At 71.8% G+C, this 12,676-nt stretch carries 11 protein-coding genes; 3 read left to right on the top strand and 8 right to left on the bottom strand.

Going from position 1 to position 12,676, the window contains the following annotated elements; translation table 11 throughout:
• Positions 1-80: 80 nt before the first annotated feature.
• The 4 genes from ACHBTE_RS23795 to rpsA form a co-directional block, all read right to left on the bottom strand.
• Positions 81-461: a tetratricopeptide repeat protein gene (locus tag ACHBTE_RS23795; RefSeq protein WP_394726074.1), complete on the bottom strand. Its 381-nt coding sequence runs from the start codon at positions 459-461 to the stop codon at positions 81-83.
• 82 nt (positions 462-543) lie between these two features.
• Positions 544-1,167: a dephospho-CoA kinase gene (coaE, locus tag ACHBTE_RS23790; protein ID WP_394726073.1), complete on the bottom strand. Its 624-nt coding sequence runs from the start codon at positions 1,165-1,167 to the stop codon at positions 544-546.
• 80 nt (positions 1,168-1,247) lie between these two features.
• Positions 1,248-2,186, bottom strand: a complete 939-nt coding sequence (locus ACHBTE_RS23785; protein WP_394726072.1) for a PAC2 family protein — start codon at positions 2,184-2,186, stop codon at positions 1,248-1,250.
• 249 nt (positions 2,187-2,435) lie between these two features.
• Entirely contained in the window at positions 2,436-3,929 is a 1,494-nt protein-coding gene (rpsA, locus tag ACHBTE_RS23780) for a 30S ribosomal protein S1 (protein ID WP_394726071.1), read from the bottom strand.
• A 319-nt stretch (positions 3,930-4,248) separates the two neighbouring features.
• Between rpsA and ACHBTE_RS23775 the strand changes: the two genes are divergently transcribed.
• Both ACHBTE_RS23775 and hrpB read left to right on the top strand, forming a co-directional pair.
• Positions 4,249-5,109, top strand: coding sequence for a class I SAM-dependent methyltransferase (locus tag ACHBTE_RS23775; RefSeq protein ID WP_394726070.1), 861 nt, complete (start codon positions 4,249-4,251; stop codon positions 5,107-5,109).
• 76 nt (positions 5,110-5,185) lie between these two features.
• Entirely contained in the window at positions 5,186-7,663 is a 2,478-nt protein-coding gene (gene hrpB / locus ACHBTE_RS23770; RefSeq protein ID WP_394726069.1) for an ATP-dependent helicase HrpB, read from the top strand.
• Here hrpB and ACHBTE_RS23765 read toward each other — a convergent pair.
• The 3 genes from ACHBTE_RS23765 to ACHBTE_RS23755 all read right to left on the bottom strand — a co-directional run bounded on the left by ACHBTE_RS23765 (position 7,653) and on the right by ACHBTE_RS23755 (position 10,735).
• Positions 7,653-8,645, bottom strand: coding sequence for a DUF3068 domain-containing protein (locus ACHBTE_RS23765; protein ID WP_394726068.1), 993 nt, complete (start codon positions 8,643-8,645; stop codon positions 7,653-7,655). The two genes, hrpB and ACHBTE_RS23765, sit on opposite strands and share 11 nt — an antisense overlap.
• 25 nt (positions 8,646-8,670) lie before the next feature.
• On the bottom strand, positions 8,671-8,805 hold the full coding sequence (locus tag ACHBTE_RS23760) for an SPW_0924 family protein (protein WP_394726067.1): 135 nt from the start codon (positions 8,803-8,805) through the stop codon (positions 8,671-8,673).
• A 163-nt stretch (positions 8,806-8,968) separates the two neighbouring features.
• Positions 8,969-10,735, bottom strand: a complete 1,767-nt coding sequence (locus ACHBTE_RS23755; RefSeq protein ID WP_394726066.1) for a lytic transglycosylase domain-containing protein — start codon at positions 10,733-10,735, stop codon at positions 8,969-8,971.
• A gap of 319 nt (positions 10,736-11,054) precedes the next feature.
• Between ACHBTE_RS23755 and ACHBTE_RS23750 the strand changes: the two genes are divergently transcribed.
• Positions 11,055-11,915, top strand: coding sequence for a DUF4184 family protein (locus ACHBTE_RS23750; protein WP_394726065.1), 861 nt, complete (start codon positions 11,055-11,057; stop codon positions 11,913-11,915).
• On the opposite strand, the gene ACHBTE_RS23745 is transcribed toward ACHBTE_RS23750, so the two are convergent.
• A complete protein-coding gene (locus ACHBTE_RS23745) occupies positions 11,830-12,267 on the bottom strand; it encodes a hypothetical protein (protein ID WP_394726064.1) in 438 nt (145 codons plus the stop codon). The two genes, ACHBTE_RS23750 and ACHBTE_RS23745, sit on opposite strands and share 86 nt — an antisense overlap.
• Between the last annotated feature and the right edge of the window lie 409 nt (positions 12,268-12,676).

Below are 12,676 nucleotides of genomic sequence, written 5' to 3'. Positions count from 1 at the left end.
GGTCTGCGCCCGGTGCGGCGAGAGTGCGTGCATGGCGTCGCACGGCAGGCGGGAATTTGACGACAGGGCCTAGGCCCCGTTCACGTGTCGAACCGTGCCGCCTCGAGGTACTCCGGTTTCGGGTCGAGCGCGGCGGCCAGCCGGAAGTGCCGCTTGGCCTCGTCGGGTCTCGCCTGGCGCTCATAGGTCCGGGCGAGCGCGAAGTGCGCGAACGCGTTGTCCGGCTCACGCTCCAGGACGATGGTGAACTCCAGCTCGGCGGGCCGCAGTTGCGCGGCGGCGAAGAAGGCACGTGCGCGCAGCAGCCGGGCGGCGGTGTTCTCCGGGTGCGCGGCGATGACACCGTCCAGCAGCTTCACCGCGCCCCGGGGGTCCCGCGCGGCGAGCAGGTGTTCGGCCGCACGGAAGTCGATGACATGTGTCTGAGGAGTACGTCCGGTAGAACCGCTGGTGTCGGGCACGGCAAAGTCCTTCCCTCGCTGGGAGAGTTCAACGCGCGAACGCCGAGCCGCTATTCCTGGGACGGCCGGGGTGAGGAACCGGTCAGGGGCCCTCTTGGGTCCCCTGAGCACCCTGGGCCCGGCGCACGAGGTCCGCCCATACGTCCTTCACCCGGCGCTGAAGCACTTCCAGCGGGACGTCGTTGTCGATGACGATGTCCGCGATCTCCAGGCGCTTGTCACGGGTGGCCTGCGCGGCCATACGCGCGCGTGCGTCCTCCTCGGTCATGCCGCGCAGCCGGACCAGCCGGTCGAGCTGCGTCTCGGTACTGGTGTCGACGACGATCACGACGTCGTAGAACGGGGCCAGTCCGTTCTCCGTGAGGAGCGGGACGTCGTGGACGACCACGGCGTCCTCGGCGGCGGCCTCTTCGAGCGCGCGGGAGCGGGCTCCGACGAGGGGGTGCACGATCGAGTTCAGTACGGCGAGCCGGTCGGCGTCGGCGAAGACGATCGAGCCCAGTCTCGGCCGGTCCAGGCTGCCATCCTCGGCGAGCACGTCCGCGCCGAAGGCCTCCACGACGGCGGCGAGCCCGGGGGTGCCGGGCGCGACGACCTCGCGCGCGATGCGGTCCGCGTCGATCAGCACGGCCCCGCACTCTACGAGCAGCCGCGACACCTCGCTCTTGCCGGCACCGATGCCGCCGGTCAGGCCCACCTTCAACATGTGCCGAAGCTTAGGCCCTGCCACTGACAGCGGGCCCGGCAGGACCGGCCCGGCCCTTGCCCGGACCCTGTGCCCTGCCGTCAGGCGTCGCCCTCGCGTTCCGCCAGGAATCGCTCGAACTCCCGGCCGATCTCGTCCGCCGACGGAATGTCCACCGGCTCGGCGAGCATGTTGCCGCGGGTGTCGGCACCGGAGATCGCGTCGTACTGGTGCTCGAGACCTTCGACGAGGTTGGTGAGCTCCTCGTCGCCCTCGCGGATCTGGCGGTCGATCTCGTTCTGTGTGCGGTGGGCCTCGGCGCGCAGGGAGTGGGCGATGCCGGGCAGGACCAGTCCGGTGGCGGCGGTGACGGCCTCCAGGACGGTCAGCGCGGCGTCCGGGTACGCGGAGCGTGCGATGTAGTGCGGGACGTGCGCGGCGACGCCCAGGACGTCGTGCCCCGCCTCCATCAGCCGGTACTCGACGAGGGACTCGGCGCTGCCGGGCACCTGCGCCTCCTCGAAGGGGCTGCGATGGCCGGGGACGAGCTCGGTGCGGTTGCCGTGCGGGGTGAGGCCGACCGGGCGGGTGTGCGGGACGCCCATGGGGATGCCGTGGAAGTTCACCGCCAGGCGGACGCCGAGCCGCTCCACGACCTCCTTCACGGCCGCCGCGAAACGCTCCCACTCCACGTCCGGCTCGGGCCCGGACAGCAGCAGGAAGGGCGCCCCGGTGGCGTCCTGGACGAGTCGCACCTCGATGGCAGGGTCCTCGTAGGAGGCCCAGCGGTCCCGCTTGAAGGTCAGCAGCGGGCGGCGGGCGCGGTAGTCCACGAGCCGGTCGTGGTCGAAGCGGGCGACGACCTGGTGGGGCAGCGAGCCGAGGATGCCGTCGACGATCTGGTCGCCGGTCTCGCCCGCGTCGATGTATCCGTCGAAGTGGTAGAGCATGACAAGACCGGCCGACTCCTGGGCCAGCGCCATGTCGACGACGGCCAGTCCCTTCGGCTCCCACGCGTACAAACCCTGCGGATCAAGCACTGTGACCGCTCCTCCTCGTGTTCATACGTCTCAACACCCGTACGGGCGTGGGCATTCCCAGAGGGAGCTCCATGATCACGCCGGATGGACAACCCCCGGGGAGCGCGAGGAACTGCGCGACCAGCCCCCACCGGCCGGCAGCCGAAGGACAAGCCCTCCGGGCAGCACTGAGGGGCCGCACCTCGAAAGGTGCGGCCCCTCAGTCAACTACTAGGCCTCAGCGAGCTGGGGGTACCCCTCTGGGGGAGTTCAGCTCTGGCCGCCGGCCAGCTTCTCGCGGAGCGCGGCAAGCGCCTCGTCCGAGGCCAGCGCGCCGGAGTTGTCCGGGCCCTCGGAGGAGTACGAACCGCCACCCGAAGCGGCCGGAACGGCAGCCTCGCCACCCTCGGCGGCAGCGGCAGCGTCGGCCTCGCGGCTCTTGATGACCTGCTGCTGGTGCTGCTCGAAGCGGGTCTGCGCCTCGGCGTACTGGCGCTCCCACTCCTCGCGCTGCTTCTCGTAGCCCTCGAGCCAGTCGTTGGTCTCGGGGTCGAAGCCCTCGGGGTAGATGTAGTTGCCCTGGTCGTCGTAGGACGCGGCCATGCCGTACAGGGTCGGGTCGAACTCGACCGAGGCCGGGTCGGCACCGAAGGACTCGTTGGCCTGCTTCAGCGAGAGGCTGATGCGACGACGCTCGAGGTCGATGTCGATGACCTTGACGAAGATCTCGTCGTTGACCTGGACGACCTGCTCCGGGATCTCCACGTGACGCTCGGCCAGCTCGGAGATGTGGACCAGACCCTCGATGCCCTCGTCCACGCGGACGAACGCACCGAACGGAACCAGCTTGGTGACCTTACCCGGGACGACCTGACCGATCTGGTGGGTCCGGGCGAACTGCTGCCACGGGTCCTCCTGCGTCGCCTTCAGCGACAGGGAGACACGCTCGCGGTCCATGTCGACGTCGAGGACCTCGACGGTGACTTCCTGGCCGACCTCGACAACCTCGGACGGGTGGTCGATGTGCTTCCAGGACAGCTCGGAGACGTGGACCAGACCGTCGACGCCACCCAGGTCCACGAAGGCACCGAAGTTGACGATCGAGGAGACGACGCCGGAACGGACCTGACCCTTCTGGAGGGTGGTGAGGAACGTCTGGCGGACCTCGGACTGGGTCTGCTCCAGCCAGGCACGGCGGGACAGGACCACGTTGTTGCGGTTCTTGTCCAGCTCGATGATCTTGGCCTCGAGCTCCTTGCCCACGTAGGGCTGGAGGTCGCGAACGCGGCGCATCTCGACCAGGGAGGCCGGGAGGAAGCCACGGAGGCCGATGTCGAGGATGAGACCACCCTTGACGACCTCGATGACGGTACCGGTGACGATCCCGTCCTCTTCCTTGATCTTCTCGATGGTGCCCCAGGCACGCTCGTACTGGGCGCGCTTCTTCGAGAGGATCAGGCGGCCTTCCTTGTCCTCCTTCTGGAGGACCAGGGCCTCGATCTCGTCACCGACGGCGACGACCTCGTTGGGGTCGACGTCGTGCTTGATCGAGAGCTCGCGGCTCGGGATGACACCTTCGGTCTTGTAACCGATGTCGAGCAGGACCTCGTCCCGGTCGACCTTCACGATGACGCCGTCGACGATGTCGCCGTCGTTGAAGTACTTGATCGTCTCGTCGATCGCGGCGAGGAAGGCTTCCTCGTTACCGATGTCGTTGACCGCTACCTGCGGGGTGGTGGCGGTGGTCTCGGTGCTGCTCGTCATGTGGGAAAGGGCTCCGGTACGGACATTGAAGTCGTAGGTACTGCTACGCCGGGAGCCCGTATCGCTCTGAAGAAGCCGGACAGCCAAGGAAGCGCCCCACCGGAAATCCGGTGACGGCGCCTCGAGAACCGAGGGGACATACAACAGATGCGAGCGCAGCCTGCTACGTCTGAGGTGCGCAGGCCCGCAGCGCAACTTGTAGCATACGGGGGCAGCCGGACAGGGTCAATGCGCGAAGCCGCCCACGCGGGGCGGATCGCCGCATAACCGGCACAATTCCTGTCTACCGAGGCCACGCAGAGGCCAAGGCGCCCCTTTCGTGGCACCTCCGGGACGGGATGGACGGAAGAGTACGACGAGGGAGCCGATCATCCAAGAGCCCGAAGCGTCCGAACCCGAGGCCACCCGGCGCGGCGCCGGTGCCGTGGAGAGCTCCCGGGCGAACCGGGGCTGGTGGGACCGCAACGCGGACGAGTATCAGGTCGAGCACGGCACGTTCCTCGGCGACGACCGGTTCGTCTGGGGACCCGAAGGCCTCGACGAGGTGGAGGCCGAGCTGCTCGGGCCGCCGGAGGACCTCAAGGGCAAGGACGTCCTGGAGATCGGCGCCGGCGCGGCCCAGTGCTCGCGCTGGCTGGCCGCGCAGGGCGCCCGCCCGGTCGCCCTGGACATCTCCCACCGTCAGCTCCAGCACGCCCTGCGCATCGGCGGCGCCTTCGGGCTGGTCTGCGCCGACGCGGGCGCGCTCCCCTTCGCCGACGCCTCCTTCGACCTGGCGTGCTCGGCGTACGGCGCGCTGCCGTTCGTCGCCGACCCGGTGCTGGTGCTGCGGGAGGTGCGGCGGGTGCTGCGCCCCGGCGGCCGGTTCGTCTTCTCGGTGACGCACCCGATCCGCTGGGCGTTCCCGGACGAGCCGGGCCCGGAGGGCCTGTCCGTCTCGGCCTCCTACTTCGACCGCACGCCGTACGTGGAGCAGGACGAGGAGGGCCGCGCGGTCTACGTCGAGCACCACCGCACGCTGGGCGACCGCGTCCGGGACGTCGTGGCGGCGGGCTTCCGGCTGGTGGACCTCGCGGAGCCGGAGTGGCCGGCCTGGAACTCCGCGGAATGGGGCGGCTGGTCTCCGCTGCGCGGCAACCTGATCCCGGGGACGGCGATCTTCGTGTGCGAACGGGACTGAACCGAGCGATACGGCGCGATGCCGAGCGATCACGCGCGCGTAAAGAGCGCCCGCGGGGCCGTACGACACTAGGGGCGTGATCCGTTACGACGCCTTGGACTCCCTTCCGGTACGCGGTGCGCTGCCCGCCCTGACCGATGCCCTGGACGGGCACGGCACGGCGGTTCTGGTGGCGCCGCCGGGGACGGGCAAGACGACCCTGGTGCCGCTCGTGCTGGCGGGGCTGCTCGGGGGCGGCCCGGCCCGCCGGGTCGTCGTCGCCGAGCCCCGGCGGATCGCGGCCCGGGCCGCGGCGCGGCGCATGGCATGGCTGCTGGGCGAGAAGACCGGCGACAGCGTCGGGTACACCGTGCGCGGGGAACGCGTCGTCGGGCCACGCGCGCGCGTGGAGGTCGTCACGACCGGTGTGCTGCTCCAGCGGCTCCAGCGCGACCAGGAACTGGCGGACGTGGATGTGGTGGTGCTCGACGAGTGCCACGAGCGGCATCTGGACGCGGACACGGTGGCGGCGTTCCTGTGGGACGTACGGCAGACACTCCGTCCCGAGCTGCGGCTGGTGGCCGCGTCGGCGACCACGGACGCGCAGGGCTGGGCCCGGCTGCTGGGTGACGCGCCGGTGGTCGAGGCCGAGGGCGCCTCGCACCCCGTGGAGACGGTGTGGGCGCCGCCGCCGCGTCCGGTACGGCCGCCGCACGGGATGCGGGTGGATCCGGCTCTGCTGACGCATGTGGCGTCGGTGGTGCGGCGGGCGCTGACGGAGCGGGCCGGGGACGTGCTGTGCTTCCTGCCGGGTGTGGGCGAGATCGCGCGGGTGGCCGGGCAGCTGGGGGACCTCGGTGACGTGGAGGTGCTCCAGGTGCACGGACGGGCGCCGGCGGCCGTGCAGGACGCGGTGCTGTCGGGCGCGCAGCGGCGGCGGGTGGTGCTGGCGACGTCCGTGGCGGAGTCGTCCCTGACGGTGCCCGGGGTGCGGGTCGTCGTCGACTCGGGGCTGGCGCGGGAGCCTCGCGTGGACCACGCGCGCGGGTTGAGCGCGCTGACGACCGTACGGGCCTCGCAGGCGGCCGGACGGCAGCGGGCGGGGCGGGCCGGGCGTGAGGCGCCGGGCGCGGCGTACCGCTGTTGGGCGGAGGCGGAGGACGCGCGTCTGCCGCGTTTCCCGGCACCGGAGATCAAGGTGGCCGACCTGACGGCGTTCGCGTTGCAGACGGCCTGCTGGGGCGATCCGGAGGCGTCGGGGCTGGCGTTGCTGGATCCGCCGCCGGGTGGGGCGATGGCGGCGGCGCGGGGCGTGCTGAGGGCGGTCGGGGCGGTGGATCGCGACGGGAGGGCCACGGAGCGGGGCGCCGCGCTGGCCCGGCTGGGCCTGCATCCCCGGCTGGGACGGGCGCTGCTGGACACCGCCGGCGCGGGTGCCGAGGTGGTGGCCCTGCTGAGCGAGGAGGCACCGAGGGAGTACGGGGACGACCTCGCCGCGGCTCTGCGTGCGGCCCGGCGCGGGGGTGACGCCTATGCGGGGCGGTGGCGTGCGGAGGTGCGGCGGTTGCGGTCGGCCGGCGGGAACGAGCCGGCGCGGGGCGTGGACGACCGCACCGTGGGTCTCGTGGCCGCTCTCGCCTTCCCCGAGCGGGTCGCCAGGGCCGACGGCGGTTCCTACCTCATGGCCTCCGGCACTCGTGCCGAGCTCGCCGACGGCAGCCCGCTGCGCGGTGCCCCGTGGATCGCCGTGGCGGTCGCGGACCGTCCCGTCGGCAAGGGGCACGCGCGCGTGCAGCTCGCCGCGGTGGCGGACGAGGACATGGCCCGGTCGGCCGCGGCCACGCTGTACTCCGAGAGCCAGGAGGTCCACTGGGCGGCCGGGGACGTCGTCGCGCGGCAGGTCGAGCGGCTCGGGGCGATCGAGCTCGCGGAGCGGCCGTTGCGGGACGCGGATCCCGTACTCGTGCGGGGTGCGCTGCTCGAAGGGCTGCGGCAGGAAGGGCTCGGCCTGTTGCGCTGGTCCCCCGACGCCGGTGCACTGCGGCAGCGGCTCGCCTTTCTGCGTCTGCATCTCGGCGATCCCTGGCCCTACGTCGGCGACGACGCACTGCACGCGCGCGTGGACGAGTGGCTGGAGCCCGAGCTGAGCCGGGCCCGGCGCCGGGCCGACCTCGCGCGGATCGACGCCGGGCAGGCGCTCACGCGGCTGCTGCCGTGGGCCTCCGGTCAGGCCGGGCGGCTCGACGAGCTCGCGCCGGAGCGGATCGCCGTACCGAGCGGGTCCAGGATCCGGATCGACTACGGCGATCCGGAACGGCCTGTCCTCGCCGTGAAGTTGCAGGAGATGTTCGGACTGCACGAGTCGCCGTCCGTCGCCGGGGTGCCGCTCCTCGTCCATCTGCTCTCCCCGGCGGGGCGGCCCGCCGCCGTCACCGCCGACCTCGCCTCCTTCTGGAGGGAGGGTTACAAGGGCGTACGGGCGGAGCTGCGCGGCCGTTATCCCAAGCATCCGTGGCCCGAGGACCCCGCCACGGCGGAGCCGACCCGGTACACCAACGCCCGGCTCAAGCGGTGACCGGCTCCGGCTCGCCGGCCTGGGTGGGCTTCGGGTCGCCGGGGCGGCGGCCACGGGCCTCCAGGTAGAGGGACAGCGCCAGCAGCAGCACACCGAGGACCGCGAAGCCCCACGGCAGGTACGACGTCATCAGCAGGACCAGGGTGCGGTTGGACTTGACCAGGTCGACGGTGTGGTGGATGTAGTCCTCGCGCATCTTCACGTGACCCGCGAACGCCGTCACCTTGTCGCGGTCGCCGAGCAGGGTGCCGCCGCGCAGTTCCTCCTTGTGGATCTCCTCGCCGTAGACGGGGGCGCCGGTGAGCGGTTCGACCCAGAACTTGCGGACGGTGGTGTACCAGCGGGTCGTGCCGGTCTCGGCGACCGACTCGGGGGTGATGCCCTCGACCGGCATCGTCTTGGGGAACTTCACCTCGGTCCACGGGATGGTCTGCTCGAAGTAGTAGACCTCGACACCGCGGAAGTCCTGCGTGCCCTTGTAGTGGATGGGGGCGGTGACGCGGGCCTGGGCGTCGAAGTACTCGTAGTCCCGTTTCTCGGTCAGGAACGGCCATTTGAACTCGATGCCGTCCCGCCGCACCGGGTCGCCGTCGACCATCTCTCCGGTGGCGTGGACGGGTTCCTGGGTGTGCGCGTCGAAGATGTAGCGCTCGGGGATGCGGGAGACCATCTTGCCGTCGGGGCCGACGACGTACGACAGGCCGTCCCAGACGACGACGTCCTTTCCGGCCGTCTTCTCGATCTTCTCCGACTCCTCGACGTTGCCCTTCAGCGTCTGCACGATGGTGATCTTCGGGACCTTGCGTGCCTTCATCGTGCCGTAGTCGAGAAGGGTCGCGTCCTTGGCCTCCAGGACCATGGCCTGGTACTGGTTCGCCGGGATCTTGGCCAGGCGCGGGAAGGCGTACCAGCGCAGCAGCGGGGACAGGGCCGCGAAGAACACGGCGAGGGCGAGCAGGATCAGGCCGGCCTTGCGGCGCATCTCGGCCTCCCTCCCGAACGGGCGGTCACGGGTGTGCGGGCACCGTCGTCAGCAGTGGCTTCGGGGAGGTCCCGCCCGCCGGGGAGCCCATCGCGGTGAGCGCGAGGACCAGGGCGAGCGCGGCGGCGAGACCGGTCACGGCGGCGATCAGGGCGCGCATACGGGCCTCCCGGAACCTCTGAGCTGATACATCGTCAGGTTCGGCACCGTAGCAACGAGCGCGCGAGATGAGAACACGTCGCACACGGAGCGCACGGACGAGGGGCGCCCGGTCCGCCGTGGCGGAAGGGCGCCCCTCGGGTGCGCGGGGTCCGGCGCGATGTCTACGCGGACGGGCTCGGGGACGCCGACGGCGACCCGGAGGCCGACCCGGACGGGCTCGGGCTCGGCGATGTCTCGACCGCGACCTTCAGCTCCACGGTCAGCGTCGCGCCCCCCGCGGTGCTGATGCGGAGCAGGAACGTGCCGGTGGTGTCGTCGGCGTACAGCTTCGGCAGTTCGAGCAGGCCCCTGGCGTCGGTGGTCAGGCCGGTGAGGGTGCGTACCGCCTTGCCGTCGGCGTCCTTGAAGTAGGGGCCCTTGTCGTTCTCGGCCGGGTCGTCGGTGGACTTGATGAGCGTGGCGGTGGCGGCGACCTTGTCCGCGACGGCGCCCTTGTAGGTCGCCTTCACCTCGACCCGGTCGGCGAACTCGCCGCCCGGGGTGCAGGTCAGCGCGGTCTCGCTGGTGCGGGTGAGGGCGTCGGCGGCGCGCTCGGTGACGGTTGCCCTGTAGTCGAGACCGGCGATGCCACGGCCGACGACGGTTGCCCGTACGACGAACTCGCCCGTGTCCTCGCCCGCCTCGAGCGCCGGCGCCACGGCTCGGCCGTCCTTGTCGGTGAGGGTGCTGGCGTACTTCTCGCCGGTGCTGAAGGTGGCGTCGGTGGTGCCGACGATGGTGAAGCGGATCCGGACCTTGGCGACGCCCTTGCCGCTATCGGTCTCGGCGCGCGTGCCGATCCTCTCCTTGAAGGTGTCGCCCGCCATCGCGGTGAGCTTCGCGGTGCCCGTGTCCTCCAGGTGGTCCACCGTGTCGGTGGGCGTGGGCGGCGTGGTGGGCGGCGGAGTGGTGGCCGGCGGCTTCGGGTCGGGGCTGCTGGAACCGCCGCCGTTGCCGCCGGGCTTGGTGCCGCCCGGCTTCGACGGCGAGGGCGGTGTCGTCGGCTTGGTGGGTCCGCCCGGCCTGGTGGGCGAGGTGGGCTCCGGGCTCGCGCCGGCCGTGTCGTCGCTGCGGTCGGAGGGGAGGGTGCCGGTGCCGTCGGGGATCTCGTGGGTGCCCTTGCGGTAGTACTCCAGCCACGACAGGACGAGGTTGAGGTAGTCGCGGCTGTTGTTGTAGCTGAGGATCGCCCGGTCGAGGTCGCCCTGGGTGGACAGGTCCCAGCCGAACCGGCACAGGTAGTGCCCGGCGGCGAGCGCGGCGTCGTAGACGTTGTTGGGGTTCTTCTCGCCGTCGCCGTTGCCGTCGCGGCCGGCCCAGGCCCAGGTGGACGGGATGAACTGCATCGGGCCGACGGCACGGTCGAACCGGCTGTCCCCGTCGTACGCTCCGTCGTCGGTGTCGCTGATGTTCGCGAAGCCGTTGCCGTTGAGCTGCGGGCCGAGGATCGGGGAGTTGGTGGTGCCGTCGGCGCGGACACGGCCACCGCGGGCGTGCCCGGACTCGACCTTGCCGATGGCGGCGAGGAGCTGCCATTGCACGTTGCAGCCGGGCTTGGCCTGCTGGAGCGCGGTCGCGGCCTTCTTGTAGGCGTCCAGGACGGTCGCGGGGATGCCCGCTTCTGTGGCGCCCGGGTCGACGGGAGTGCCGGCCGAGGGCGAGGGGTTGGGGCTGTTGAGCGGCGGGAGGTCCGTGTAGTACGGCGAGTTGCCGGTCGCGCTGTCCTCGGCGGCCGCCTCCGGTGACGGCTGCGTCCCGGTGGTGATCTTTCTGCCGGCGTCGTCGGTCGTCACTCCCGGAGCCTGGGAGGCGGCCAGTGCCGCGACCACGACCGCGGCCACTGTGGTGTTCACCGCCCCTTTGCGCAGCCTGCCGAATTGCGCCGCCATAGAGTGAACCCCTCCCGTGGACGCCCGAGCGCCCGTCTCTGTCTCCCGGGCCCGTCGTGTGGAGCCCGTGACTGTTGTGACGATCGGCCCGCCGCGACAGTTGCCCTCACGGCGCGATTTCCTACGTGCTCATGCGTTCGACCGCACACGGGCACGTGACCCAGGCGACCCTACGACAACTTCCTTTGCCAGGGCACCCGTTGCTGCCCGTTTTTTACCGATTGGCCATGCGCGGTCTGCTCATCGGACGTCCCGCATACTGACAGCCGTGACCCATGGGGCCGACCGGTCCCGTCAACATCGCACGCGAGGAGCCCTGTTGCCGTTCACGCTGAGCCACGCGGCGGCCGTCCTGCCCGCCGTACGCACCGACGGAACCGGCCGGGGCGCGCTCGTGCCGGCCGTTCTGGTGGCGGGCTCCATCGCTCCTGACTTGACCTATTACGTGGCGAGTGTCCTGCCCGAGGCGATGGCGTTCGGGGATGTCACGCACTCGTTCACGGGTGTGTTCACCGTCGATGTGCCGATCGCCTGGGCACTGGTGGGCCTGTGGCTCCTGTTGCGTGAACCCCTGGTGGCGCTGCTGCCGGTGCGGCGACAGGCACGGGTGGCCGCGCTGGTGCGCTGCGGTGCGCCACGCGCGCGTGTCCGGCCGTCGCTGGTGGTGCGGTGGTACGCCTCGGCCGCGCTCGGCGCGCTGACGCATGTCGTGTGGGACGCCTTCACGCATCTCGACCGCTGGGGGATGCGGCTGTTTCCCGTCCTGGGCGAGGAGATCGCGGGGTCGCCGCTGTACTGGTACCTCCAGTACGGCGGTTCGGCGGTCGCCGCGGCCGTCATCGGCGCCTTCGTGCTCGCGGCGCTGCGGCGTACGCCCCCGCTCGCCACGGCCGCCGTCCCGGTCCTCTCGGTACGGGACCGGTGGCTGGCCGGTGCGGTCGTCGGCGGGCTCGCCGCGGTGGCGGCGGTGCAGCGGGCGACGCGCTGGTGGGAGTACTGGGGGGCGACCGCGAAGTACTGGGAGCTGATCCCCACGCTGTGCTTCGGGGCGGGCGCGGGGCTCACCCTGGGGCTGCTCCTCTACGCCGTGGGGGTCAGGGTGTGGCGTCCGGTCCGGGACCCTCGCAGTGCGGGTGCCGGTGGGGCCGGTCGGGAGCCGAGCCGCCCGGCGGCGCGCTGAGGGTGCCGGGGGCCGTGCCGCTCGGGGGCGCGCTGAGGATGGCGGGGGCCGCGACGAACACGGTGATCGTGCGGGTGGGGCGGGAGCCCGGGAGCAGGGTGCGGGCGCGGGCCAGATAGCCGCGGCCGGCCTCGGTCCAGCCCTGGGTCCGGTTCGCCAGGCGGCGCCGGAGGGTGGCTGTCTTCCGGTGCAGGGTGCTCAGCAGGTCGGCGGGGATGCGGGCCGGGATGCGGGCGGTGCTTGCGCCGGGGGCGAAGGGTGGGGCCGAGGGCCGCGCTGCGGAGGGGGCGCCTGCGGTGTTCACGTTCGCCGGTGCCGGGGCCGTCCGGCGGTGGAGCGTGCGTATACCCATGCCCGCATCCTTACGGGCGGTGGGGGGTGGGGGCGTGTTTGTGGGGGCCACGCGAGTGACGGGCCCTCCGGGGGTTGGGGGGTGAGGGGCTGAGGGGTTGGGGGGTGAGGGGTTGGGGGGTTACGGGGAGTGGGCGACTACAGGTTGTGGGGGGCTTGGCGCGCAGTTCCCCGCGCCCCTGGGGGCACTGCCGTACCGGCCCTCAAAAACTCGCCGTCGGAGCAGTGGGCGATCGCGCAGTTCCCCGCGCCCCCAGGGGGCGCTGCCACCCCGTCCGCTGGAAAGCTCGGCGTCGGAGCAGTGGGCGATCGCGCAGTTCCCCGCGCCCCGGAGGGCGCTGCCATCCCGCCGGTGAGGAGTTCAGCGGCGGGGTGGTCGGGGGCGGGGCTGAGGGGTGGGTGTGTTGTCG

Origin of the sequence: Streptomyces sp. M41, assembly GCF_043673425.1 — a bacterium.
Lineage (GTDB): Bacteria > Actinomycetota > Actinomycetes > Streptomycetales > Streptomycetaceae > Streptomyces.
This window is presented reverse-complemented; position numbering and strand designations above follow the sequence as displayed.